Origin of the sequence: Flavobacterium arundinis (assembly GCF_038289855.1) — a bacterium.
Lineage (GTDB): Bacteria > Bacteroidota > Bacteroidia > Flavobacteriales > Flavobacteriaceae > Flavobacterium > Flavobacterium arundinis.
Map to the genome: position 1 here is coordinate 196,396 of NZ_JBBYHR010000005.1, position 26,452 is coordinate 222,847.

Sequence of the window (26,452 nt, forward strand, 5' to 3'; positions counted from 1 at the left end):
CACTTAATTGAAATAAAATTTTGGCATTCAAGAAAAAATATAAAAAATGATGATTTTTGATGAAAGTTTGACTGAACAGATCAATTCACTGTATGAGGAATGTTTGAGGAGAAAGGAACAGTTTCATTCTAAAATTGATATTTGTATGGTTCCCGATGCTTTGGCGCAAACGGTGTTTGAAGCTACTGGTGTTGATATAGCAAATCACCTCATAACGATTGATAATTATGGAATTATTCACACACTATTACAACACGGCAATCCAATAAGTGAAGCTAAAAGAGGCCAGATCGCTGTTGAAAAGGAAGATTTTATAAAGTTTATTGAAGTTGTTTTGCAACCCGATAAAATAATATTATTAGAAAACACAAAAAGGTCAAATTTACCCCAAATACAATTTGAAAAAATAATTCAAAACAAATTAATAGTTGTAAAAGAGGTAAGAACCGTTACGAGCAAAAAGAAAAACAAAGTTAGCAGGTTGGTTTTCCAGACAATGTATAAAAAAATAAAATCCAACAAGGATTAACTTGTTGGATTATTACCTACGAATTATGTTGTACGAAACAAACCTATTCAATACGTCCTAAACGTTTAGGTTATACAAAGTTACAAAATTTCATGTACAACCAAAAATTTCAACAAATAAATTTAGATAGCACAGGCTGGTGCATATATGCTTCAACACTTCTACTCCAAATAATCCCCCGGATACAATACCTGCCCATATTTCTTAGCCGCTGCCTGAACCTTTTCCATTTCTTCGGGTGTCGGTGGCTGTGGTGGGAGGAAAGTGCCATGCGCGACCGGTTTGCCTACTTCGGCGAAAAAGTCTTCCATTCCGGCAGGAACTACGGTGCATAGAAGGTGGGCCATTTTATCCGACTTGTTTTTAAAGAAGTGTACCGGCCCGTTCAGCGGAATATTAGTGATGTCGCCTTTTATGGCTATTTGCTTTCCGTTTTCGGTGGTAAATTCTACTTCTCCCTCCAGTACATGAAAGCTCTCCCAGATGGCAGGATGCTCATGCGGCCCAGGCCCGCCGCCCGGAGGTACGAGCATATCGATTACGGCATAGTTGCCATTAGTCTCTTTGCCGGATATCATTATACGGTAGGTATTCCCGGCTATGGAAAGGCTGGTGCCGTTTGGTGTTGTCATAGCAGATTATTTAAAATCAAAGTATTTCCACGGTTCATAATAATCATAAATGTTCCCGCATTTCACGAGATAGTCCGGGCCACACAGCCATTGTGCTGCAATGTATTTCCCGAAGTTCCCGTAAACATCTTTGGGTTTGGCATTGGGAAAGACTACGAGGTTCTGGTGTTCGGGGTCGTAGGCACCGAATTTCTTCAGTTCCGGGATCCATATCAGCAGCCCTTCACTTTGGTACTGGTCATTTTTCCGAACCAGGTCAATCGCTTTAAAGCGGTACATTTTTTCTTCATTGCCCTTATTAGGATCGTTTTCGAAAAAGTTCCTGTTCATAGTGATGTGCTCATCATCAGCCCAAAATTCCACATCTATGAGCTTCAGGTTGGCCGCTGCCCGCAGCTCAATCATAGTCGGGCCTTCCTGCCCGCCGTCAATCGCTTTAAAAAGGTTTGCCGGGGCGTTTAGGTAGTCGGCCATTTCCTGTGGAAAATTATAGTCTTCAGGTTTTATCGCTTTATCCGGAACATGGTTGTCCGGCAGCAACTCCCATGTGGCTTTCTTAGGATTCATCTTTTTGGTCTTTATCCCATACATGGCGAGCAGGACCTTACGTGTATCGCTGTGATCCATTTTTTCAGGGTTGAGCCTTAGTGTATATTTACGCTCTGTGAATTCTTCAAACCCTTCAAAGTCATATTCCGGGTTACCGAAATTATCCACTTTATCGATCCATTGGGAAACATCCAGCTTCATGTGCTTGCGCACAAATTCCAGAACTGATTCATCCGTAAAAGTTGGCCTTTCATCATAATTCTCATAGCGCTTGTTCCAATACCAGTTGTGTTCTTTTCCGTCCAGTTTGAGGTCTACCCAAATTCTCAATGATAGTACTTTCATTTAAATGATCTCTTTGCTTTTTGCGCTAAAATACTATTTTATCCACTATTCAGGAATGATGAACAAATTATTTTCGTGGTATAAAAAGGAAAGATAACCAAAAGCAGGGAGCTTAAGGTACGGGCATAGCTGCTCCCTATCTTCGAAAAGGTATACGAGCTCCGAAACTGCGACTCCCTATTTGGAGCGTATACTATCATGCGACTGGCTCTGCGTACCATTATTCCATAACGTCAGAATATCAGTAGCAACTGCTGCCCCACTTCCTGCCGCAATTGCAAGCTGGCTCCTGTGCCCGGCAAGTGTTCCGGCCACATAGATGCCCTCTGCGACCAGGTGGTCATCGTTTTTCAGTTGGATGCGGTTCTTTTCAGGGATCGCTTTTTTGTGCGGAATGATATAGTCCATCAGGCCTTCGATCATAAAAGTGTTCGCCGAGCCTATGGCTACAACGATGCTCTTTGCCTGGTAAGTGCTCTTATTGGTAGTAATTGTGAAATTCCCGGCGCTGCCTTCTACCTTCATTACTTTTTCATTGGGTATCTGTACGACATCGGGATATTGGGAATGTAATTGTTCAAGGCTTTCTTCCATCAGGGCTGAACCTAATTTTCCGGGTGGTACGCCATAGGCATTCCAGAAAATGGCATCCTGCAGTGCTGATGCTTTTTGGTGGGTAAGGATCCCTGCCCTTTTACCTTCGGCATAGGGTTTTTTGAGTGCGGAGCCAAGTATCAGTGCGCAGGAAACCCCTGACGCGCCACCGCCTATAATGAGTACATCGAACATAGAACTAGTGGTTTCTCGTTTTCTCTTCGATGTTTTTAGCCAGCCTGAAGATCAAAAGGATGCAAACAGCGCATAACGACAAAACAATGCCGATAAGGGCTACAAAGCTGTTGCCTTCCGTAAGGTTTTCAAAATCGAGTTGGGTGGCATTAAAAATGATAAGGCCTAAGGCGATAAAAATCAGCGTGTAAATAAAAATTTTCATATAGCTTTTTTTACTGATGTAAAGGTGTTTTGGTCACAGTGAAATTAGAAAAAATAATACTAAAGGAACAATTGTTTAACATTAGCCGCAAATAATTTAACAGCTATAGCGAGCAGGACTACCCCGAACACTTTCCGTATGACACCCAGGCCGTTATCTCCTAAGAGCTTTTCGATTTTTGCGGAAGATTTGAGTACGGCATACACCAGGACGACATTGATTACGATAGCAACAATGATGTTGATCTTGTCATATTCAGCACGAAGGGAAAGCAGCGTAGTCATAGTACCCGCGCCTGCAATTAGCGGGAAGGCGATAGGGACAATAGAAGCGGTACTCGGGTTATCTTCTTTATGAAGGCGTATGCCCAATATCATTTCCAGTGCCAGGAAGAACAGTACGAACGAACCGGCCACAGCAAACGAGTTGGCATCTATCCCTATAAGCTTCAATATCTCTTCGCCCACAAAAAGGAAAGCGACCATGATGATCATCGCCACGATAGAAGCTTTTTCCGACTGGATATGCCCGAGCTTTGAGCGCAGGTCGACGATTATAGGGACGCTCCCTATAATATCGATCACGGCAAAAAGCACCATACTGATCGTGAATATCTCTTTCCAGTCGAATCCCATTTTATGTTCAATTTCGGACTGCAAAAGTACCGTATAAAATTTTACCCAATACTAATTTGGCGTTAAATTTTGGGAGGGTTTTGGCTACATCTTGTGTGTGATCTTTTTTGCCACGAATTACACTAATTTTCACAAATGTCAATTAATCATTTACTCGTCTGTCAAAGTTGGAGAAAGAGAAAAAAATTTGTGGAAATTAGTGTAATTCGTGGCTAAACTTTCCTAAAACGCATTTGTTGCGTTTGCCTTGGTATAATTCGTGGCTACACTTTTTATGTGGCTGACTTTCCCTATCTTTGCGGCATGTTTCAACTGGGAAAAACAATAGTATCTGAGGATATTTTAGAAAAGGAGTTTGTGTGCAACCTTTCGGCATGCCATGGGGGATGCTGCGTAGATGGCGATGCCGGCGCACCATTGATGGAAGAGGAAACCAGAATACTGGAGGCTATTTACCCGAAAGTAAAACCTTTTTTACGCAAAGAAGGGATCGCTGCGATAGAAGCGCAGGGAACCTGGGTGAAAGGAACCGACGGCGACCTCGAAACACCGCTTATTGATAATAAGGACTGCGCCTATGTTATTTTCGATGGCAAAACCGCGCTCTGCGGCATCGAGCAGGCCTATAATCAGGGGATCGTCGACTGGAAGAAACCCGTCTCGTGCCACCTGTACCCCATCCGCGTAAAAGACTTCACCGAGTTTGCTGCTGTCAACTATGATAAGTGGGATATTTGCAGCCCGGCGTGCTCTTTGGGAAAGGAATTGGAAGTTCCTATTTACAAATTCGTAAAGGAAGCCCTCATCCGCCGTTTTGGGATTGACTGGTATATGGAGCTTGAAAAAGTTGCCGCCGACCTGAAAGAAAATCCGGTTCAGAAAAGGCGTTGATATTGGTGTTAAAGTGCCTGTTTTACTGCCTGTTCAGGCTAAAAAATCTGTATATTTATAATTTATAATTATTTGATAATCAAAAAATTACGTTTTAATAAATCTTTAACTTTTTGTTAAGGCTTGTTAAAAACTATGCCCGATTGTCAATAACTTTGGCTTTCATTTTTTGATTCAAATGACAATCTTTGTACTCCCCCTTACAACAAGAAACATCTATACCACAATATAATAAAATTCAAAGCATTATGTCTGCAATTGAGCCCATATTACAGGAAAATAAGAACAGGTTTGTCATTTTCCCCATCAAGCACCATGATATATGGGAATGGTACAAAAAAATGGAAGCGAGTTTCTGGACCGCTGAGGAAATCGACCTTCACCAGGATCTTAATGACTGGAACACCAAGCTGAATGATGATGAAAAATACTTCATCAAGCACATCCTTGCTTTTTTTGCCGCGTCGGACGGTATCGTAAACGAAAATCTTGCCGAAAACTTCGTGAATGAGGTACAGTATCCGGAAGCTAAGTTCTTTTACGGTTTCCAGATCATGATGGAGAACATCCACAGCGAAACCTATTCGCTTCTTATAGATACCTATGTAAAGGATGAGAACGAAAAGGACCAGCTGTTCCACGCCCTTGATGTATTCCCGGCTATTAAGAAAAAAGCCGACTGGGCCATCAAGTGGATAGGCTCCGACTCATTTGCCGAAAGGCTTATCGCGTTCGCAGCAGTTGAGGGGATCTTCTTTTCGGGTGCGTTCTGCTCTATTTTCTGGTTGAAAAAGCGTGGCCTTATGCCGGGGCTTACCTTTTCTAATGAATTGATTTCAAGGGATGAGGGTGTTCATTGCGATTTTGCCGTACACCTGCACAACCACCATTTGGTAAATAAGGTGCCGAAAGACAGGATCAAGGAAATACTTCTTGATGCACTTGAGATAGAGAGGGAATTTATCACCGAGTCGCTGCCGTCAAGCCTTATAGGTATGAATGCGGTGCTGATGACCCAATACCTTGAGTTTGTGACCGACAGGCTGTTGGTAGAGCTGAATTGCGAAAGGCAGTTCAACTCGGGCAACCCATTCGATTTTATGGACATGATCTCGCTTCAGGGAAAAACGAATTTCTTTGAAAAAAGAGTGTCTGAATACCAGAAAGCGGGTGTATTAAGCAAAGAAGGCGATTCGCAGAAGATCAGCTTCGACGCCGATTTTTAATTGAGAAACTTACTAAACTGATTATAAGGTACGCGTTGGCGTCCCGATTACTAACCACTAAATTTTTTGGCCATATGTATGTAGTAAAAAGAGACGGAAAAAGAGAGCCGGTAATGTTTGATAAAATTACCGACAGGGTAAGGAAATTATGCTATGAACTGAATGAACTGGTAGATCCGGTTAAAGTGGCGATGCGTGTTATTGAAGGTTTGTATGACGGTGTAACTACATCGGAACTGGATAACCTTGCGGCTGAAACAGCTGCTTCTATGACTATTACACACCCTGACTATGCGCAGCTTGCTGCCCGTATAGCGGTGTCAAACCTGCATAAGAATACAAAAAAATCGTTCTCAGAAACGATGCACGATATGTATCACTATGTGAATCCGAGGACAAACCAGGAATCACCCCTGCTTTCTGATGAGGTATACGAAGCTATTATGGCCAATGCCGAAGTGCTGGACTCCACCATCATTTACAACAGGGACTTTAATTATGACTATTTCGGGTTCAAGACGCTGGAGCGCTCGTACCTGCTTAAGATAAACGGACAGATCGTTGAGCGTCCGCAGCACATGCTTATGCGTGTATCGGTGGGTATCCACCTTAATGATATCCAGTCGGCTATCGAGACGTATGAGCTGATGTCGAAAAAATTCTTTACCCATGCCACGCCTACGCTGTTCAATGCCGGTACGCCAAAGCCGCAGATGTCTTCGTGCTTCCTGCTAACCATGCGTGATGACAGCATCGACGGTATTTATGACACGCTTAAGCAAACAGCCATGATCTCGCAATCTGCGGGGGGAATAGGCTTATCTATCCATAACGTGAGGGCAACAGGCTCTTACATCCGCGGCACGAACGGTACATCTAATGGTATTGTGCCAATGCTTCGTGTATTCAATGATACAGCCCGTTATGTAGACCAGGGCGGCGGCAAGCGTAAAGGCAGTTTTGCTATTTATATCGAAACATGGCATGCTGATATCTTTGATTTCCTTGACCTGAAGAAGAATACCGGTAAAGAAGAGATGCGTGCGCGTGACTTGTTCTATGCCATGTGGACTTCGGACCTGTTCATGAAACGCGTACAGGATGATGCGCAATGGACGCTGATGTGCCCTAACGAATGCCCGGGACTGTATGATGTGTATGGCGATGAGTTCGAAGCGCTGTACCATTCGTATGAAGCTGCCGGAAAAGGACGTAAGACCATCAGGGCACGTGAGCTTTGGGAGAAAATATTAGAATCACAGATCGAGACCGGAACGCCATACATGCTTTACAAAGATGCGGCCAACAGGAAATCGAACCAGAAGAACCTTGGGACTATCCGTTCGTCAAACCTTTGTACTGAGATCATGGAATATACAGCGCCGGACGAGGTTGCGGTATGTAACCTTGCTTCAATATCGCTGCCGATGTTCGTGGAGAACGGTAAATTCAATCACGACTTTTTATACCAGGTTACCAAGCGTGTAACCCGTAACCTTAATAAGGTTATCGACAGGAACTTTTACCCGGTGCCTGAGGCAGAGAACTCTAATATGCGCCACCGTCCGGTAGGATTGGGCGTACAGGGGCTTGCTGATGCCTTTATACTGATGCGCCTTCCGTTTACAAGCGACGAGGCCAAACAGCTGAACCAGGAGATATTTGAAACGATGTACTTTGCTGCTGTAACCGCTTCTATGGAAGAGGCGAAAGTAGACGGGCCATACTCAACATTTGCAGGCTCCCCAATATCGCAGGGAGAATTCCAGTACAACCTTTGGGGACTTAAAGACGAAGACCTTAGCGGCCGCTGGGATTGGGCTTCGCTGCGAAAAGAAGTTATGGAGCATGGTGTAAGGAACTCATTGCTTATGGCTCCGATGCCTACTGCTTCTACATCACAGATATTAGGGAACAATGAGGCGTTCGAGCCTTATACATCCAACATATACACAAGGCGGGTACTTTCGGGCGAATTCATCGTGGTGAACAAGCACCTTCTTGAAGACCTTGTAAACCTTGGCCTTTGGAATGAAACCCTGAAACAGGAGATCATGAGGGCTAACGGGTCGGTTCAGAATATCGATGCCATTCCGGCTGATATCAAAGAATTGTACAAAACGGTTTGGGAAATGAGTATGAAAGACATTATTGATATGTCGCGCCAGAGGGGGTACTTTATTGACCAGTCACAATCGCTCAACCTGTTTATGGAAGGCGCTACGTTTGCCAAGCTTACATCGATGCACTTCTATGCATGGCAGAGCGGCCTTAAGACAGGAATGTATTACTTAAGGACAAAAAGCGCAGTGGATGCGATCAAGTTCACGCTTAATAATGACAAGAAAGCGGAACCCGCGCCTAAGGCAGTTGTGGCTGAAGAAGTAGCGGTTGAAGCCGATGGAGCGATGGCTCTTACCGAATTCCAGGCGATGATCGAGCGTTCCCGTAATGCAGACCCTGAGGACTGTGAAATGTGCGGATCGTAATAGGAAGTTATGAGGAGCGAGATAGTTAAAGGATTAACAGATGACTTTGAGAGTTGTTCTCAAACTACTGAAACTGGAATTGAATTTTGGTTTGCAAGAGATCTTCAGCATTTACTGGGATATACTGAATGGAGAAATTTTAGTAAGGTAATTTTAAAAGCTAAGACTTCTTGTGAGGTCTCTAATAATCAAATAACTGACCATTTTGTTGATGTCAACAAAATGGTCACTATCGGTTCAGGCAGTGAAAGAGAAATAGATGACATCATGCTTACAAGGTATGCGTGCTATTTAATTGCTCAAAATGGAGACCCTAAAAAAGAACAGATAGCTTTTGCCCAAAATTATTTTGCTGTTCAGACAAGGAAGTTTGAAATCGTAGAGCAAAGAATTAATGACTGGGAAAGACTAAACGCCAGGCAAAAGCTAACTCTTTCTGAAAAAGAATTGTCAGGTCTAATATTCGAAAAAACTGGGAATGATAAAGATTTTGGTATAATTAGAAGTAAAGGAGATCAAGCTTTGTTTGGCAAGACGACGTCACAAATGAAGAAAAAATTAGGAGTACCCGAAAGCAGGCCATTAGCGGATTTTCTTCCAACTATTGTTATAAAAGCAAAAGATTTTGCTGCCGAAATCACTGTTTTTAATACCCGTGATAAAGGATTATCAACAGAGTCAGGTATTTCAACAGAACATGTAAAAAATAATTTAGGAGTAAGGAAGTTGTTGTTAGAGAGAAAAATTGTACCTGAAAACATTCCTGCCGAAGAAGATATTAAGAAACTTGAACGCCGGGTTAATTCAGAAATGAAAAGTATTGGTAAAAACCCAGATAAATTAAATTAACAAACGCAAATAATCAAGAAAGGAGCAGCTTATTTGCTCCTTTCTTTCATTAAATCTATAGTATGCATTCAGACACCATTGATGTAACAGACGACATGCTGGCAAGCAAAGGAAAGCGGTTCGGGACTTTTATGCTGGATACGGCAGTGTTTTATATTTTACAAATTGCAGTTGCCCTTATAGCAGGCATCCTATATACCGTTTTTGAATACGACGGTATGCTGCTGTGGGTTACCGAAATGAGCGATGCCGGGATGCTGGTTTTGGTACTAAGTATCAATATGTTTTATTTCATTGTAATGGAAGGCGTATTGCAAAGGACATTAGGTAAAATGGTAACAGGCACTAAAGTAGTAATGGAGGACGGGTCGAAACCACCGGCAGGCGTTATTGTTTTAAGGACGGTTTGCAGGCTGATACCTTTTGAGGCGTTTTCGTTCCTGGGAGAGCGCGGACGCGGCTGGCATGACAGCATTACCCATACCTATGTTGTAGACACCGCAAAATACAATCATGCACTAAACTTAAAAAACTCGTTCTCAGAAATAGGCGAGCAATTAAAATACTAAAGAAATGGCAAAAGACGACAAACCTATTTATACAGGCATTATAGAGAAAGACGATTCCGGCAATTACTTTTGCGGCGAATACCTGCTGGATTACCGACAGGTAGAAACCAAATTTCAATTAGGCGACAAGATAACTATCAAATCCGTTATCGAGAACCCCAGCGATAAAAGCTATGCGAAGTACAATAAGAAGTCGAAAGAGTTCTCATTGGCGGATAAAAAGAAGTTTATAAAATAGATATTAGTATTGAGAAGTGAGATATTAGATACCACTCACATCTCAATACTAATATCTCAATACTCATATCTAAGAAATGATGCAATGGGAACAGCTACTGTCCTTAAAAAGGCAGGGCGATACAAGCAAGCGACTGCGCAGGGAACAGGACGACACACGCCTTGGCTTCGAGGTGGATTATGACCGTATTATCTTCTCATCCGCCTTTCGCAGCCTGCAGGACAAGACACAGGTGATACCACTTTCTAAAACCGATTTCGTACACACCCGCTTAACGCACAGTCTTGAGGTGTCGGTAGTAGGGCGTTCGCTAGGCAGGCTCGTTGGCAAAAAGATAATCGAAAAGCACCCCTACCTGCACGATATCCACGGTTTCCACATGAACGATTTTGGCGCCATAGTTGCAGCCGCGGCCTTATCACACGATATTGGTAACCCGCCTTTTGGGCATTCGGGAGAGAAGGCTATAGGCGAATATTTCAAGACCGGAAAAGGGCAACAGTATAAGGAGCAGCTGACCGATAAGCAATGGCAGGACCTGATCGATTTTGAAGGCAATGCCAACGGTTTTAACCTGCTCACGGCATCACGCCCGGGTGTAGATGGCGGCCTTCGCCTTACCTACGCTACCTTAGGCGCATTTATGAAATACCCGAAAGAATCGCTTCCTAAAAAACCGACCAGCAATATATCCGATAAAAAATACGGCTTCTTCCAATGCGATAAAGAATTTGTACAGGATGTTGCCAAAGAGTTGGGTATGATCCCGAACAAAACAGGTGATGATATCGGCTATGAGCGCCACCCGTTGGCCTATCTTGTAGAGGCTGCTGACGACATCTGCTACACGATAATCGACTTTGAAGACGGCATCAACCTTGGCGTTATCCAGGAAGAGTTTGCGCTGGAATACCTTATAAAATTGGTAAAAGACAAGATCGATGCGTCAAAATACAATACCCTCACCACACGGGAGGACCGCCTGGGTTATCTGAGGGCATTGGCCATAGGCAGCCTTATTAATGATGCTGTCAATGTGTTCCTTGAAAACGAAGAGGCTATTTTACAGGGAAAATATCCGCATGCCTTAACCGACCAGGGTAAATATACCGCACAAATGAATGACATCATTAAGCTGAGTGTGAAGAATATTTACCAAAGCCGCGAGGTGGTAGAGAAAGAAGTTATAGGCTACCGTATCATCAATACACTGCTGGATACCTTCTGTACGGCGTATAACAATAAATTCGACGGAATATCCGGCAACTATGACAATCTGGTACTAAAGCTCCTCCCTGAGAAATTCATCACCGAAAAAATGAGCCTGTATGACCGCCTGCTGCACATCTGCCACTTTGTTTCTACATTGACGGATGGCAAAGCGGTGTTGCTGTATAATACGATTACTGGAGTAGCCCCCTAACCCCCAAAGTGGGAACTGAGCATTGTAACCTGTGGATTTTAGATATTAGATTTTTAGACCTTTAGATAGCCTGAATTATGAAAAGAATAGCTTGCTTCATTTTTATTTTGGTTTTCATATGCCAAGCTGAAGCCCAGACTACTACAAGGACATATAAATTTATACATCTTACAGATAAAAACAATATGCTGGCAGATTATATCCAATTGGTTTTTGATAATGATTCGATCGTAAAAGGAACCTATTATGGAAATGAAGATGGTTTTCATTATAAAGGGGATATAGAATTTAGAAATATAAAAAGTGAATGGTACAATATTAGTTTTTCTGTACTCGGCTGTACGTTTAGCAAAGAAATGGCAAGCCCTTTTGAAAAGGTGGAGTATTCCTATTTCTTTGAGATGGAAAAAAATATACCACTCGAATTAAGATATGATATTGATTTTCTTGGGAATATTTCTAGTGAAAAATTAGATTTACAGAGAACATTGGTGTTATATATGTCCCGGTCTGATAAAATGATTTTTACTTTAGAAAAGACAGAATAATATTTAAAGATACAGTCTTGCAGTCTAAAATCCGATAAGCTAAAAATCTCCTAGAAGGTATAGCTTAACCCCACACCCAGCATCTGCTTTAGCTGGATCTTTGGCCCGATCTGTACCACGGTACCATCCACTTCCTTGGTGGCTTTAACGTCATCGTCATAAATAATATTGGTGCCAATGTTGGCCTTCACATATTGGTTTACGGTCATATCAAGCTGCAGCTGCCAGTTCACGTCGATATTCCCAAAATTGTTCAGGTAGTCGGTATATAATGTCACGCGGTTGTCAAGCATTATATTCTTGAATACCTGCCTTTTAATATTGTTGGTAACCAATATACCCAACTCTGTACGCGACCTTTTTCCTGGGGTAATTATGTTGCCGTCCGCATCCCTTATTGCTTTATCTACCCCAAAAGCGCCCGCATCGGCAAGGTCCTGGTTGAGGACAAGCGTTGTTTTGTCCGTAAGCGGGGAAAAATAAGCGGTCAGGCCAAGGTCTTTACGGATGTATTCGCCCCCGACCCCAAGGAAGATATAGGCAGGTGCAAAAGGCCCGGATATTTCGTTAGTGGTATTCGGATAAGCATAACCGTTGGCAAACTGTGTCTGGAAATTGAACTTGGCACTGTAATACCAGTTGGACAGCGTGTCCCTGCGATAACCGAAGGTAGAGTTTAGCTGTACCTGGTCGTCGGTCTTGCGGGTCTCCTGGCCTTCCTGGCTGTTGAAACCGTACTTGAGTATAAGCTCGTTGAGCCAGTTGATATTCTTTCGCACATATTTGCGGGTAAAATTGGCCTTTCCGAGTATAGTCACCGAGTTATTACCCCCCACGCTCCAGTTGACAAAAGATATCTGGTTAATATCAAGCCCAAGCGCGTTTGTCTTTTCCCAGTACGTAATAGAGTCGGGAACGGTAGTTGTAATGAGCACCTGCGCGCGCGAAATTTGTGTAAAGGCAATAAGCAGTAAGGCGACAAAGCAGGCTTTAGTCTTCATTGAAACGTGTTTTAGTGGAATTGCGGTGCAAAAGTCGTTAATTTCAGTAACCTGAAAAAATATCTTGTAAGGAATTAACGTCAATACCACAGTAATGTTGCAATTGCTTAATTGTTCCATGTTCGATAAAAGTATCGGGAACGCCCAGCATTTTTATTTCCGTTGAATAATTATGCTGTGCCGCGAATGTTGCAATGCTGCTGCCAAAGCCCCCGGTGATTACCCCGTCTTCAATTGTGATCACATTCTCATATTTAGTGAAGATAGCATGCAGCAGGGTTTCGTCTAAAGGCTTTACAAAACCGAAATCATAGTGTGAAAACAATCCTGGATTTTCAATTTGTGCCAATGCTTTTATGACGTTGTTCCCAATAGTCCCTGTGGATAGTATGGCAACTGTATAACCCTCTTTAAGTTGATGTGCTTTCCCGATCCCAATTTTTTCAAAAGGCTTTTGCCAGTCGGTAGTTTCGCCTCGACCGCGTGGGTAGCGTATGGCAATAGGATGCTCTAATCCGAGCTGTGCGGTATATAGAATGTTACGGAGCGCTGTTTCGTTGAGCGGTGCGTAAATGATCAGGTTCGGAATACAATTCAGGTACGCCAGGTCGAACACGCCATGGTGGGTAGCGCCATCCTCGCCAACAAGCCCGGCTCTGTCGAGGCAGAAGATAACAGGCAGGTTTTGCAGCGCCACATCATGTATCACCTGGTCGTAGGCGCGTTGCAGGAAAGTAGAGTAGATGTTGCAATACACGATCATGCCCTGTGTGGCCATACCTGCAGCAAGCGTAACGGCGTGCTGTTCGGCAATGCCAACGTCTATTGCCCTTTCGGGGAAAAGTTCCATCATGAACTTCATCGAACTGCCTGATGGCATGGCGGGTGTGATGCCAATTATCTTTTCATTTTGTTCTGCAAGCTCAACCAGGGTAAGTCCGAAAACATCCTGGTATTTGGGAGGCAGCCCTTCTTCAGCTATAGCCAAAACCTCGCCTGTCAGCCGGTCGAATTTACCGGGCGCGTGGTATTTCACCTGGTCTTCCTCGGCTTGCCGAAGCCCCTTGCCCTTTGTAGTTATAATATGAAGGAAGCGAGGCCCCTTCAGCATCTTCTGGCGTTCCAGTTCTTTTAGCAGTGTTGGCAGGTCATGCCCGTCGATTGGTCCGGAATATTCGAAGTTAAGCGACTTGATCATGTTATTGTCGCGCGGGTTGCGGCCTTCCTTTACATCGGTAAGGTAATTTTTGAGCGCCCCTACGCTTGGGTCGATGCCTATAGCATTATCGTTAAGGATAACAAGCAGGTTGGCATCGGTTACACCTGCATGGTTCAATCCCTCGAATGCCATTCCGGATGCTATGCTGGCATCGCCAATCACGGCAATATGCAGTTTGTCCAAATCGCCTTTTAATTGTGAAGCTATTGCCATTCCCAGTGCTGCCGATATGGAAGTGCTGGAATGCCCGGTGCCAAAAGTATCGTATTCGCTCTCGCTGCGTTTTGGGAACCCGCTGATGCCCCCTAGCTGGCGGTTGGTGTCGAAATTATCTTTACGTCCGGTGAGTATCTTGTGCCCGTAGGCCTGGTGGCCCACATCCCAAACGAGCAGGTCATCCGGCGTATTGAAAACATAATGCAGGGCAATGGTGAGCTCGGTCACGCCGAGGCTTGCACCCAGGTGGCCTTCCTTAACCGAAACGATGTCAATGATAAATTCCCGCAGTTCTTTAGCCAGTTGCGGCAGTTGGTGCGGACTGAGTTTCCTCAGGTCAGATGGGTACTGGATATGTTGAAGCAGGTTGCCTTCCATGGTTTGTGTAAGAAAGACAAATTTACGATATTCCGATGGAACACCGCTCTTCCATTTCAAGCGCAGGGAGAAATCTCTATTCCAATAAAACAAATGTTACGGTATAGTATCAATTTCAACTAATCCATTCATATGTATCTCATTGTCAAGTTTCTTTTCGGGTGGAGGAGGAAGCGAGTCGGTTAGCGGATCCATAGCTACAGCACCCATTGTTGTCGGCGGTTCCATTACAGCAAAACCGGTTAATTCCGGCGAACTAAAATTTGCTTCCATAGTAATAGTGTCGAACATCGTTTTCGATGCGTTAAAGGATTGTGTTAGCTTCACGCTATCGTGTATGACAGTATCCTTTTCAACTTTTACCTCACCAATAGTCTGCCCGTTATTGCAGCTAAACAAAGTTGTTCCCATTGTTACCAATAATGCCAGCAGGAACACATTCCTAAACCTTGTCTGCGTAAACAAAACCCTCTCCGGAATTGTAATTACAATGCTATCCAGTTGGCTTGCCTTAAAGCGTCCGCATACCTTTCGGCCGCTGTTTTCCAAAAGAAAGCTTTGTATTTCCAAAGCTTTCATTCCGGTAAAGTCCGTTACGGTCTTGGAGCATTGCCCGCAGAAGCGTCCCTGCTCGTTTGGAGTCATGGAAGTCCAGTCTTCATGGCAGGGTTTCGGGATAGAGATTTTGTAATCCATAGGGTAGAAAATTGGTTGTAGAGGTATAACGGTATTAATTGGCAGAATCGTATTTTTGCTTTATGGAAAACATTTTCAACGACGAATACTTCATGAAAAAAGCCCTGCAGGAGGCGCACGCCGCTTTTGATAAGGGCGAGATACCTGTCGGTGCCATAATCGTCGTAGACAATAAAGTCATAGCCCGTACGCACAACCTCACCGAAATGCTTACTGATGTTACTGCCCATGCCGAGATGCAGGGGATTACAGCTGCTGCCAATTTCCTCGGTGGGAAGTACCTCACGGGGTGTACATTATATGTCACTTTGGAACCCTGCCAAATGTGCGCCGGGGCACTGTACTGGAGCCAGATATCAAAAATAGTTTTCGGCGCTGCGGACGACCAAAGGGGCTACCGTGCCATGGGAGGGAAACTGCATCCTAAAACGGTTGTTAGTGGTGGTGTTATGGAAGAAGAATGCGGTAATTTGGTGAGGGAATTTTTTAAGCAACGGAGGAAGTGATTGTACGCATCTCGACTGCGCTCGATGTGACAACGTAAATAAGAATAATCATTTAAATGTCCCTGCGCACCGTTTGTCAGTTCGAGCGCAGTCGAGAACATTCGTTCCCTCTTTTTATCGTAAATTTCGGTGTTTACGTCCGTGTGAAGGATTGCGGAGATATCCTGCTGAGGCACGAAGCAGATAATGCCAAAAGCCTGACGGCGCAGCGCAGCGTAGCCGGCATGCCCAAATAATATTTCAGGCGCTCTTTCCAGTAATTTTTCATATCGTAATTGCTTGATAATCATAAAGATAAAAAATTAAGAAAAATTTCACATTTGATTTGAAATAATCTGTAATTTTAATGCAATATTTACTTCATATTCTTAGTTATAGCGTCAAATAAGTACCACATAATTAATCTTTTAACCATAACCTAAACCAACCTATGAAAACCATGAAACTGGTGCTGTGCTTCGCAGTCATCACATTGCTTCTGCATTCCTGTTCCAAAGATTCAGGAAAAGATTTCGATTCAGACTATACATTGTATAGGGAGTACATTTCCAGCTTTTCATCGGGTATAATTTCAACAAAGGCAGACATTCAGGTAGGGCTCGCCTTCACCAAGAAAGAATGGCAGGTTGGGCAGGAGCTCGACGGCGATTATTTTTCCGTTTCCCCAAGCGTTGAAGGCAAGGTCTTTTTCCTCGAGGGCGATATCCTTGTATTCCGTCCCGCAAAAAGGCTGGACCAGGACACCGAATACCGCGTGACGCTCCACCTTTCTAAATTCATAAATGTACCTGCTAACCTGGCCGACTTCAACTTCCGTGTCAAAACACAGAAGCAGGACTTTTTGGTAACCACACAAGACCTGCAATCCTATAACCGCGACTGGCAGTTCCTCAATGGCAGCCTGAAAGCCAGTGATTATATGGATATGGCTACGGCCAAAAAACTAGTGACCGCAGAGCAGGAAGGCCGCAAGCTTCCCGTGCGTTTTGACGGCAATGCTACGGGCGCCGCGGAATTCCACTTTATTATTGACAGCATACAGCGTAAGGCACAAAACAGCAAGGTGAAAATTAGCTGGAACGGCAAGCCTTTCAATATCGACAGGGAAGGTTCGGATTATTTCGAGATTCCCGGCAAGGATAATTTCAAGGTACTGACCATGCAGCCGGCTGAAGGCGATAACCAGACACTGCTTATCAACTTTAGCGACCCCATAAGGAAAGACCAGGATTTCAGCGGCCTTGTAGCTGTGGAAAACATCGAAGGCCTTAAATATGCTGTGGATGGCAACCTGCTGAAAGTGTTCTTTGCCGAGCCGCTCAACGGGACTTTCCTTGTGGAGGTTTTCCAGGGCATCGAGAGCGAAGACGGTTTTAAGACCAAATCGGGTTTTAGCCAAAAGGTGATCTTCGAGCAATTGAAGCCTGAAATAAAATTCCTGAAAAGCGGAACCATACTACCGGCTTCGAGCAATCTGAAACTCAATTTCCAGGCGGTAAACCTGAGCGCTGTGGATGTGAAGGTGTACCGTATCTTCGAAAATAATGTGATGCAGTTCCTTCAGGACAATGATATCGAGAGTGGCTACGGCCTTCGTAATGTGGCATTGCCGGTGGCGAAAACCAAGCTGGTGCTCAACACCAATAAAATGACCAACTATGCCAAGTGGAACTCCTTTGCACTCGACCTTTCAAAAATAATCAAGCCGGAGCCGGGCGCTATTTACCATATTGAAATGTCGATGCGCAAGTCGTATTCGCTATACAAATGCGATGACAGCGGCACTGTACAACAAGGTGATGCCGAAGAGGAAGATGAAGACGAAGAAGAGGAGGATTTCACAGAATATGATGATGGCGACAATGATTACTATAATTATGACTACGACTGGGACCAGCGTGAAAACCCATGTAGCAACTCATACTACTACGACAGGCAGGTGCAAACCAATGTGCTTGCCAGCGACCTGGGCGTAATAGCCAAAAAAGGTAAGAACGACAGCTTCTTCTTTGCGGTGGCGAGTATCACTACTACCGAAGTTGTTGCAGGCGCGAAGATAGAATTGTTCAATTACCAAAGGCAAAAACTGGCTTCGGGCACTACAAACAGTGAAGGTACGCTAATGCTGAATTCGGATAAGAAACCATATTTCGCCATCATCAAAAAAGGGACGAATACCACTTACGTGAAACTGGCAGACGGCAGTTCGCAGTCGCTGAGTAATTTCGATGTGGATGGCACTGAGCTACAGAAAGGGCTGAAAGGCTTTATCTATGGCGAACGTGGCGTGTGGCGTCCTGGTGATACATTGTTCTTAGGCTTTATACTGAATGACAAAGAGGCTAAGTTACCGCCATCGCACCCCATAAAACTAAGGTTGAGCGACCCGAACGGCAAGATGATGTTCCAGGCGGTACAAACGTATAATCAGAAGAACCACTTTAAGTTTGTGGTGCCAACACAGCAGGGCGCGCCTACGGGCAACTGGGAAGCGATGATATCCGTGGGTGGTGCACATTTTTACAAAAGCATCAAGATAGAGACCATCAAGCCGAACAGGCTCAAGATAAAGAACAGCTTTGAGGGCAAGACCATTTCGGCTTCAGCCAAAAATACGGGCAGTGTCGAAGTAATGTGGCTGCATGGCGCTATCGCAAAAGACCTCAAACTTGAAATGCAGGCGAAATTCCTGAAGCAGACAACAGAATTCAAGGGGTATTTTAATTATATATTCGACGACCCGACGCAGAATTTCAGCACAGAGGAAGTGAACATCTTCTCCGGAAAGACCAACGAGAATGGTACTGCCGTAGTTACACTCCAGCCGAAATTGCAGTCGCGCGCGCCGGGTATGCTGAAAACCGCGATTATTACCAAAGCCTACGAAAAAGGCGGCGACTTCAGTACCGATGTGGTAACGGCAAGTTATTCTCCTTACGATACCTATGTGGGCGTGAAAATGCCGCAGCCGAACAAATATGGTATGCTCGAGACGGGCAAAGCCAACAGGTTTGATGTGGCTACTGTAAACGATAAAGGCCAAGGCAAAGGCTCAAGGAAACTTGAAGTGAAAGTATATAAGGTAGACTGGCGCTGGTGGTGGGACGCCTCAGGTGACGACCTGTCGGCCTACAGCTCTGCAACATCCAATACGCCTGTAATGACGAAACAGATCGTTACCGATGCTTCCGGGAAAGGCAGTTTTACCTTCGCTGCCGATGAGGAGGAATGGGGGCGCTATCTGGTGCGCGTTACCGATACCGAAGGCGGGCATTCGGCAGGGGAAACTGTACTTATAGATTACCCTTCATGGTCCGGTCGTTCGCGGAATACCACCGGCGAGGAAGCAGCGATGCTGATGTTCAGTACGGATAAAGAGAAATATGCGGTCGGCGAAAAAGCCGTTATCTCATTCCCTTCGAGTGAGGGCGGAAGGGCATTAGTGTCCTTGGAAAATGGCTCTAAAGTTGTAAAGACCTATTGGGCGCCTACCAAAAAAGGCGAAACCCAGATGACCATCCCGATAACGCCGGAACTGGCACCGAATGTGTACATACACATCACGCTGCTGCAGCCGCACGCGACGACGGCAAATGACTCGCCAATACGATTATATGGTATTGTGCCGATAGAGGTGGTGGATAAAAATACCCTGCTGCAGCCGCAGATAACCATGCCTGCCGTATTGAAACCGGAACAGAAAACAACGATAAAAGTCAGCGAGAAATCGGGTAAGCCGATGACGTACACTATTGCGATAGTAGATGACGGATTACTTGACCTGACGCGCTTTAAGACCCCGAATGCATGGGACAGTTTCTATGCGAAGGAAGCGCTGGGCGTGAAAACATGGGATATTTATGACGATGTGATAGGCGCGTATGGCGGGCAGGTGAACCAGGTATTCAGCATCGGTGGTGATGCCGATATGGGTGGCGGGCAGGCCAAGAAAGCCAACCGCTTTAAACCTGTCGTAATTTACCTCGGGCCCTATACCATTGGCGCAGGCCAGACAAGGGTACACGATATAAAACTGCCGAAATATGTGGGTTCGGTACGTACTATGGTTGTTGCCGCAAATTCCGACTTTAGTGCGTATGGTATGGCTGAAAAGACCACGCCGGTACGCAGCCCGTTGATGCTGTTGGCTTCGCTTCCGCGGAAAGTAACGCCGAAAGAGAAAGTGACGTTGCCGGTAACGGTATTCGCCATGGAAAGCCAGGTGAAGAACGTTACGCTACAACTAAAAACCAATAACGGCTTCAGGGTGATTGGCAAGTCTACACAAAATATAAGCTTTACAAGGCCGGATGAGAAAGTGGCGTACTTCGATTTGGAAGTGAACGACCTTACGGGAATTGGAAAAGTGACTATTATTGCTACATCAGGCAAGGAAAAAGCCAGCTATGATGTAGAACTTGACATCATGAACCCGAACCCGGTCACCACAATGTATAAGGAAGTGGTACTGGAACCGGGCAAATCGGCCAAAATAGACTGGGCTTCTTTCGGGGTAGCCGGAAGCAACAAGGCCAGGCTGGAAGTGTCGTCGTTCCCGTCTATCGACTTTAACCGCAGGCTGGATTACCTGATACAATATCCGCACGGTTGCGTGGAGCAGACGACTTCGAGCGTGTTCCCGCAATTATATCTTGCTGATATTGCCGATGTAGACCAAGCAAGGAAAACCAAAATACAGAAGAACGTAATGGCAGCAATACAAAAACTGTCGCAGTTCCAGGTGGCTGATGGTGGTTTTGCCTATTGGCCGGCCCAATCGGATCCTGACGACTGGGGTTCAAGCTATGCAGGGCATTTCCTCGTGGAAGCAGAGAAAAAAGGCTACGCGCTGCCAATGAACATGAAAAAGCAATGGCTGCAATACCAACAGAAAAATGCAAGGCAGTGGCGTTACAACCAGGGATACCACAACGATTTTGCCCAAGCCTACAGGCTTTACACGCTGGCATTGGCAGGTTCGCCGGACCTTTCTTCGATGAACAGGCTGAGAGAAACCGCAGGCATATCGAACGAGTCAAGGCTTAGGCTGGCTGCGGCATACGCACTGGCAGGCCAGAAGAATGTGGGGCAGTCACTGCTTAGCCAAAGCACGCTTGAAGACACCAATGATGAGTACGACTACTATTACTATGGCTCCGCAGATAGGAACCGCGCAATGGCGCTGGAAACACTCGTGATATTAGGTCAGAAGGAAAAGGCGTTCGGTATGGCGACGAAACTTGCAAAACAGATGTCATCTAACCAATGGATGAGCACCCAGACCACAGCGTACTGCCTGTATGCGATGTCAAAATTCGCACAGCTAAACGGCCCTAAAGGCATCGACATCAGCTATACGAACAAAGGTAAAACGCAGGCGATAAGTACTGCAAAGACCTTTGCCGACAGATCGCTGGAACTAAGCCCAAGCAACAGCGTAACTCTAAAAAACAACAAGCAGGGAACGCTTTATGTGAAAGTGGTGTACAGCGGCATCCTGCCTGTAGGACAGGAGCAGACGGAAGAACGTGGGTTTAAAACCAACATCAGCTTTAAGGATAGGGCAGGTAAGATTATCAACCCATCGTCACTGGCACAGGGAACTGAGTTTGTAGCAGAGGTAACTATTAGCAATACCAAGGGCGAGAGTGTGGACAATGTGGCGCTTACGCAGATCATCCCTTCCGGATGGGAAATTGTGAACACAAGGTTTACCGACTTCGGCAGCTTTGCGGAGAACAACGTGGAGTACACTGACATTCGGGACGACAGGACGAATTTCTACTTCTCGCTGAAGCATAACGAAACCAAAGTATTCCGGATATTGCTCAACGCATCCTATCCGGGCAGCTATTATTTGCCAGGAGTGCAGTGCGAAGCGATGTATGACAACTCGTTCCTGGCAAGAACGAAGGGGCAGTGGGTACAGGTGGTAAAATAGATTTTAGGTGCTATGTCATTTTGACGAAGAAAGAATCTCTAAGTTATGTATTTAGAGATTCTTCACTCCGTTGCCCTTCGTTCAGAATGACATGGTGCTTTAAAAATTTGTATATTTGAGAATTAAAGATATCTGTTATGGAAGCTTATAAATTAAGGGAAAAAATCCTTCGTGAAGTTAATGATGCGGACGAAATACTATTACGGGTAATGGATGATGCTATTGAAGCTTATCATCATACTCAGTTTCCAGTAGTATCTGAACCTATATCTATTGAGCAATATAATAGGGAACTGGATATTGCAGATGAACAAATTGCTAATGGTGACGTATTTACTCAGCAAGAAGTTAGTGAGATTATTAAGCGATGGGGAAGAAGGTAGTTTGGACACGTGTTGCAATAGAACAACTTTCAGAAGTCCATGAATACATCTACAATACCACAAAATCGTTTCGGATTGCAGACAATGTTATTCTTCAAATTCAGAATTCTTCGGAAATACTCAGTAATAATCCTGAGATCTATCCATTAGACATCTATAAACTTAGGAATACTGGAAGCTATCGTGCATACGAAATTTTCCATTATAGGATTTCATACAGAATAGAAGATCAAATTTATATTACTTCACTCAGGCATACCAGTCGTATTCCAAAATTATATTAATAACATCTTTTGATGAAAATCCTCAATTGGATAAAAGAAAATAAAGTAAGGTTCCTACTAACTCTTGCTTTCCTCCTTGCGTTCTACTTCTGCCTTCCGCGAAAGCTGTTCGAGAACCCATACTCGACGGTGATCGAAAGCGCACAGGGCGACCTGCTTGCCGCGCGTATTGCCAGGGACGGGCAGTGGCGGTTCCCGGCGCAGGACAGTGTGCCGTATAAATTCAGGGAATGCATTGTGCATTTTGAGGACCAGCATTTTTATTATCATCCGGGCTTCAATCCGGTGGCGATAGTGAAAGCCATGAAGCAGAACCACGATGCCGGGAAGGTAGTGCGCGGGGGCAGTACGCTTACCCAGCAGGTGATACGCCTTTCCCGTGAGGGCAAAGAACGCAGCTACTTAGAAAAGCTGGTGGAACTGATATTAGCCGCAAGGCTCGAAACCCGCTACAGCAAAGACGAAATACTCGGACTCTATGCTGCACACGCCCCGTATGGTGGAAATGTCGTTGGGCTCGAAATGGCGTCGTGGCGGTACTTTGGCGTGCAGCCGCACCAGCTGTCATGGGCGGAAAGCGCGACCTTGGCAGTATTACCGAATGCACCGGGTCTTATTTATCCGGGACGGAACCAACAGGAACTTCGCGACAAGCGGGACCGATTGCTGAAAAAGCTGTTTGATGAAAAGGTCATCGACAAAACTACGTATGAACTTTCCCTTCAGGAAGACCTGCCGAAAAAGCCTTTCGACCTCCCGCAAACCGCTCCGCACCTGTTGCAGAACATCGGAAGGAAAAAGGACGGGCAGCGTATAAAGACAACTGTAAATACCAACCTGCAAAACCGCGTCAACCAAATTGCGGCGCGGTACTATCAGGAGTACAAGCAGACGGAAGTCTACAACCTTGCCATTATGGTAGTAGATGTGGAAACCCGTAATATCGTAGCCTATGTAGGCAACTCGCCAACCGACAGGAACCACCAAAAAGACGTAGATATCATTCCCGCGCCCCGGAGCACGGGCAGCATACTAAAGCCATTGCTGTTTGCCTCAATGCTGGATGCGGGCGAGATACTGCCGAATACGCTTGTTGCCGATGTACCGACCCAGATAGCAGGCTACAGCCCGAAAAACTCTGAACTCACCTATGATGGTGCGGTGCCTGCACAAAAGGCATTGTCGCGTTCCCTGAATATTCCTGCCGTGCTAATGCTGAAGGATTTTGGGGTATACCGGTTTTATGAGCAATTGCAGCATTTCAAGTTACATGACATCAATAAACACCCCAACCATTATGGGCTCTCGCTGATATTGGGCGGAGCGGAATCGAACCTGTGGGACCTTTGCCGCACCTATGCAGGTATGAGCTCGACACTGAATTACTTCAATACCCACCAGGCAAAGTACCGTACAAAGGAATTTGCCGAACTCAACTGGGACAGCAGCGTGACGCGGGATTTTGGGAAGGAAGTCTATAACAAGCCCGAACTGGGTGCAGGGTCGATATGGCTGACCTATAATGCCATGAAGGAAGTGAACCGACCGCAGGCCGATGAGGCATGGCGTTTTTATGATTCGTCATTAGAGATAGCGTGGAAGACCGGGACGAGCTTCGGAAGCCGGGATGCGTGGGCCATTGGCACCAACTCAAGATATGTGGTGGGGGTGTGGGTAGGCAATGCGTCGGGAGAGGGAAGGCCCTCGCTTACGGGTGTTGGAAGTGCTGCACCGATATTGTTTGATGTGTTCAATTTACTGCCAAAACAGAAATGGTTTGCCACACCGTATAACGATTTGGAAGAAGCCGATGTGTGCAGCGTGAGCGGCCACCTCGCAGGCGAGAATTGCCCGACCGTAAAGCAATGGATACCGCTTAACGGAAGAAAGACCACAGCCTGCCGCAACCACCAGGTTGTGCACCTCGATGCGACCGGGCAATACCGTGTAAACAGCAGCTGCGAAAGCGTGGATAATATGGTTACCAAAGTTTGGTTCGTACTCCCGCCCGTCCAGGAATGGTACTACAAAAAAGGCCACATGGACTATGTTTCGCTGCCGCCGTTCAGGAGTGATTGCCAGGGAACAGGAGGCGCCTATATGGACTTCATCTACCCTAAAGAAGATGGCAAAATATACCTCACTAAAGACTTTAATGGAAAAGTACAGCCCTTTGTATTGAAGGCGGCACATACCTCGGCGAATGCCCGGTTGTTCTGGTACATCGGGGATAAATACCTGGGCGAAACGCACACCTTCCATGAGATGCCGGTAGAAGCAAGGACCGGGAAATACGTTATTACTGTTATCGATGAAAGCGGGAATGAAATACGGAGAAGGGTGGAGATAGTCAGCGAATAATTTCAGATTTCAGAAGGTAGATTTCAGATTGAACTTCACTCTTGCTGTAAATGATTAATTTTATTTGGGCGTGCCGGCTCTCCCGATAGCTATCGGGACTTCGCCGTTAGGCTATTCGATCTATCTGCCTTCGGTCCTACGGCAGGATGCCGCTTCTATCCTTCACGCAATTGGGATGCCCTTCACACAATGACTTGACCATTAGCCCTGACAGAGCCGGTATCCTGCCGTAGGAACGAAGGCAGATAAAGGCGATGGCAGGACAGGCGTGTAGCAATTGAAACAACGATAGTGCTCCAAATGAAAAAACCGACCAGATTAGTTTTACGGCAAGAGTGGAGTTCCCCCTTCGGGGGCTAGGGGGCCTTTCTCAGCAGCATATACCCTAAACAAATTGCTACAACTCCCGCAGAAGCATACATGACAAAAGGAATGTGCGTAATGACATCGGCATAATACCATCCGGCGAAGAGGGCGCCAAGGCCAATTCCGGCTTCGAGGGCAATGTACATGGTGGCGACTGCTTTGCCGCGATGGTCCGGGTGGCTCATATCGACCGTCCAGGCATTGATGGCAGGAGACAGAATGCCCGAAGCCACGCCGTATATTGCTGCACCCGTCATTAATCCGGCCGGGGAATCTGCATAACCTATAACCAGAAACGAAACAAACAATATTGCCAGTCCGATGGTAATAACGCGGGTGCGCCCATAACGGTCGGAAGCCTTCCCTGCCATAAAACGTATGGCTAATGAAGCGAGCGTAAACACCATAAAGAACATCCCTTTGTTGGCAATGCCAAGGTGTGCAGTCCAGTCGGGTATCAGGGTAAGTATAGCGCCATAACCGGCATAGGACATAAAGGTAACGATGCCTGCCGGGAGCGCTTCGCGTGCAATGATATCATTCCTGGAGATCCTGAGTAGTGAAAAGCGGAATTTCTGCTTTACAGGCAGTGTTTCTTTCATATTCATCAGGATAAGTATGGATAGCAGCGCAAAGGCCGATGAGCAGTAGAACAATATGTCCAGGGAATAGTGCAGGCCGATGTAGCTGCCGATAGCCGGGCCTATTGCCATACCGGTACTGAAACACAATCCGTGTATCCCCATAGCTTCGCCCCAACGTTCGGGTGGTGCTATATCGGCAACGTAGGCGGCGGTTGCCGTTGGCTTAAAGCCTGTCGAAAATCCGTGCAGTAACCGTAGTAAAAGGAAGCCTGCAACCGATCCCAACACCGGGTATAAAAAACCGCATACGAAACATACCACCGACCCGAAAGCCATAATCGGTACACGCCCTACGGTGTCGGTTAGCCGCCCGCTGAAAGGTCGTGACAGGCCCGCAGTAAGGGTGAAAAGCGCTACAATAAAGCCTTTATACTCGCCGCCCCCGAGGCTGGTGAGGTAACCCGGAAGTTCCGGTATGAGCATATTAAAACTGGCCGAGAACAGAAGCGAGCTCATGCACACGAGGCCAAACTGCAGGTTGTATATGGGGTGTTTTTGCTTTGACATTTGAAGTGTGCAAAGCTACGTAATAGCTGATGG

The 26,452-nt window shown here is 45.6% G+C and carries 24 protein-coding genes; 14 read left to right on the plus strand and 10 right to left on the minus strand.

All coding sequences use genetic code 11. The features are described from left to right. The first annotated feature begins 46 nt into the window (after nt 1-46). Nucleotides 47-529 carry a PBECR3 domain-containing polyvalent protein gene (locus AAEO56_RS10920; RefSeq protein WP_341697090.1) on the plus strand — a complete coding sequence of 161 codons (483 nt, stop codon included), beginning with the start codon at nt 47-49 and terminating at the stop codon, nt 527-529. Between the two features lie 161 nt (nt 530-690). Here the strand turns inward: AAEO56_RS10920 and AAEO56_RS10925 are convergent, their stop codons facing one another. From AAEO56_RS10925 to AAEO56_RS10945, 5 genes are all read right to left on the minus strand, one after another. After that, entirely contained in the window at nt 691-1,161 is a 471-nt protein-coding gene (locus AAEO56_RS10925; protein WP_341697091.1) for a cupin domain-containing protein, read from the minus strand. 6 nt (nt 1,162-1,167) lie between these two features. After that, complete coding sequence (locus AAEO56_RS10930) at nt 1,168-2,055, minus strand: hypothetical protein (RefSeq protein WP_341697092.1); 888 nt, start codon at nt 2,053-2,055, stop codon at nt 1,168-1,170. Nucleotides 2,056-2,232: 177 nt separating this feature from the next. Continuing rightward, nucleotides 2,233-2,844, minus strand: coding sequence for an FAD-dependent oxidoreductase (locus AAEO56_RS10935; RefSeq protein WP_341697093.1), 612 nt, complete (start codon nt 2,842-2,844; stop codon nt 2,233-2,235). A gap of 4 nt (nt 2,845-2,848) precedes the next feature. Then, nucleotides 2,849-3,049, minus strand: a complete 201-nt coding sequence (locus tag AAEO56_RS10940; RefSeq protein WP_341697094.1) for a hypothetical protein — start codon at nt 3,047-3,049, stop codon at nt 2,849-2,851. Between the two features lie 59 nt (nt 3,050-3,108). Beyond that, nucleotides 3,109-3,684, minus strand: a complete 576-nt coding sequence (locus AAEO56_RS10945; protein WP_341697095.1) for a MarC family protein — start codon at nt 3,682-3,684, stop codon at nt 3,109-3,111. A gap of 303 nt (nt 3,685-3,987) precedes the next feature. On the opposite strand from AAEO56_RS10945, the gene AAEO56_RS10950 reads away from it, so the two are divergent. The 8 genes from AAEO56_RS10950 to AAEO56_RS10985 all read left to right on the plus strand — a co-directional run bounded on the left by AAEO56_RS10950 (nt 3,988) and on the right by AAEO56_RS10985 (nt 11,917). Next, nucleotides 3,988-4,575 carry a DUF3109 family protein gene (locus tag AAEO56_RS10950; protein ID WP_341697096.1) on the plus strand — a complete coding sequence of 196 codons (588 nt, stop codon included), beginning with the start codon at nt 3,988-3,990 and terminating at the stop codon, nt 4,573-4,575. Between the two features lie 248 nt (nt 4,576-4,823). After that, the gene (locus AAEO56_RS10955) at nt 4,824-5,801 is read left to right on the plus strand and encodes a ribonucleotide-diphosphate reductase subunit beta (RefSeq protein WP_341697097.1); all 978 of its coding nucleotides are present in this window, start codon (nt 4,824-4,826) and stop codon (nt 5,799-5,801) included. Between the two features lie 74 nt (nt 5,802-5,875). Continuing rightward, nucleotides 5,876-8,290, plus strand: a complete 2,415-nt coding sequence (locus AAEO56_RS10960) for a ribonucleoside-diphosphate reductase subunit alpha (RefSeq protein ID WP_341697098.1) — start codon at nt 5,876-5,878, stop codon at nt 8,288-8,290. 9 nt (nt 8,291-8,299) lie between these two features. After that, nucleotides 8,300-9,139: a DNA damage-inducible protein D gene (dinD, locus tag AAEO56_RS10965; protein WP_341697099.1), complete on the plus strand. Its 840-nt coding sequence runs from the start codon at nt 8,300-8,302 to the stop codon at nt 9,137-9,139. 62 nt (nt 9,140-9,201) lie between these two features. Further along, entirely contained in the window at nt 9,202-9,708 is a 507-nt protein-coding gene (locus AAEO56_RS10970) for an RDD family protein (RefSeq protein WP_341697100.1), read from the plus strand. A gap of 4 nt (nt 9,709-9,712) precedes the next feature. Further along, nucleotides 9,713-9,946, plus strand: a complete 234-nt coding sequence (locus tag AAEO56_RS10975; protein ID WP_341697101.1) for a hypothetical protein — start codon at nt 9,713-9,715, stop codon at nt 9,944-9,946. 79 nt (nt 9,947-10,025) lie between these two features. Then, on the plus strand, nt 10,026-11,369 hold the full coding sequence (locus tag AAEO56_RS10980) for a deoxyguanosinetriphosphate triphosphohydrolase (RefSeq protein ID WP_341697228.1): 1,344 nt from the start codon (nt 10,026-10,028) through the stop codon (nt 11,367-11,369). Between the two features lie 77 nt (nt 11,370-11,446). Further along, nucleotides 11,447-11,917: a hypothetical protein gene (locus AAEO56_RS10985; protein WP_341697102.1), complete on the plus strand. Its 471-nt coding sequence runs from the start codon at nt 11,447-11,449 to the stop codon at nt 11,915-11,917. 50 nt (nt 11,918-11,967) lie between these two features. Here the strand turns inward: AAEO56_RS10985 and AAEO56_RS10990 are convergent, their stop codons facing one another. The 3 genes from AAEO56_RS10990 to AAEO56_RS11000 form a co-directional block, all read right to left on the minus strand. Then, nucleotides 11,968-12,918, minus strand: a complete 951-nt coding sequence (locus AAEO56_RS10990) for a DUF3078 domain-containing protein (protein WP_341697103.1) — start codon at nt 12,916-12,918, stop codon at nt 11,968-11,970. Between the two features lie 43 nt (nt 12,919-12,961). Further along, on the minus strand, nt 12,962-14,731 hold the full coding sequence (locus AAEO56_RS10995; protein ID WP_341697104.1) for a 1-deoxy-D-xylulose-5-phosphate synthase: 1,770 nt from the start codon (nt 14,729-14,731) through the stop codon (nt 12,962-12,964). 96 nt (nt 14,732-14,827) lie between these two features. Next, nucleotides 14,828-15,427, minus strand: a complete 600-nt coding sequence (locus tag AAEO56_RS11000; RefSeq protein ID WP_341697105.1) for a hypothetical protein — start codon at nt 15,425-15,427, stop codon at nt 14,828-14,830. Between the two features lie 62 nt (nt 15,428-15,489). Here AAEO56_RS11000 and AAEO56_RS11005 point away from each other — a divergent pair, with 62 nt between their 5' ends. Beyond that, complete coding sequence (locus AAEO56_RS11005) at nt 15,490-15,933, plus strand: nucleoside deaminase (protein ID WP_341697106.1); 444 nt, start codon at nt 15,490-15,492, stop codon at nt 15,931-15,933. A gap of 133 nt (nt 15,934-16,066) precedes the next feature. On the opposite strand, the gene AAEO56_RS11010 is transcribed toward AAEO56_RS11005, so the two are convergent. Then, nucleotides 16,067-16,201: a hypothetical protein gene (locus AAEO56_RS11010; protein WP_341697107.1), complete on the minus strand. Its 135-nt coding sequence runs from the start codon at nt 16,199-16,201 to the stop codon at nt 16,067-16,069. A 162-nt stretch (nt 16,202-16,363) separates the two neighbouring features. Here AAEO56_RS11010 and AAEO56_RS11015 point away from each other — a divergent pair, with 162 nt between their 5' ends. From AAEO56_RS11015 to pbpC, 4 genes are all read left to right on the plus strand, one after another. After that, nucleotides 16,364-21,874: an alpha-2-macroglobulin family protein gene (locus AAEO56_RS11015; RefSeq protein WP_341697108.1), complete on the plus strand. Its 5,511-nt coding sequence runs from the start codon at nt 16,364-16,366 to the stop codon at nt 21,872-21,874. A 137-nt stretch (nt 21,875-22,011) separates the two neighbouring features. Next, nucleotides 22,012-22,257: a hypothetical protein gene (locus tag AAEO56_RS11020; protein WP_341697109.1), complete on the plus strand. Its 246-nt coding sequence runs from the start codon at nt 22,012-22,014 to the stop codon at nt 22,255-22,257. Continuing rightward, entirely contained in the window at nt 22,242-22,541 is a 300-nt protein-coding gene (locus AAEO56_RS19300) for a type II toxin-antitoxin system RelE/ParE family toxin (RefSeq protein ID WP_407934962.1), read from the plus strand. Before AAEO56_RS11020 ends, AAEO56_RS19300 begins: the two co-directional genes overlap by 16 nt. A gap of 12 nt (nt 22,542-22,553) precedes the next feature. Then, nucleotides 22,554-24,902, plus strand: a complete 2,349-nt coding sequence (gene pbpC, locus AAEO56_RS11025) for a penicillin-binding protein 1C (RefSeq protein WP_341697110.1) — start codon at nt 22,554-22,556, stop codon at nt 24,900-24,902. Nucleotides 24,903-25,258: 356 nt separating this feature from the next. Here the strand turns inward: pbpC and AAEO56_RS11030 are convergent, their stop codons facing one another. Next, nucleotides 25,259-26,419 carry an MFS transporter gene (locus tag AAEO56_RS11030; protein ID WP_341697111.1) on the minus strand — a complete coding sequence of 387 codons (1,161 nt, stop codon included), beginning with the start codon at nt 26,417-26,419 and terminating at the stop codon, nt 25,259-25,261. Nucleotides 26,420-26,452: the final 33 nt, after the last annotated feature.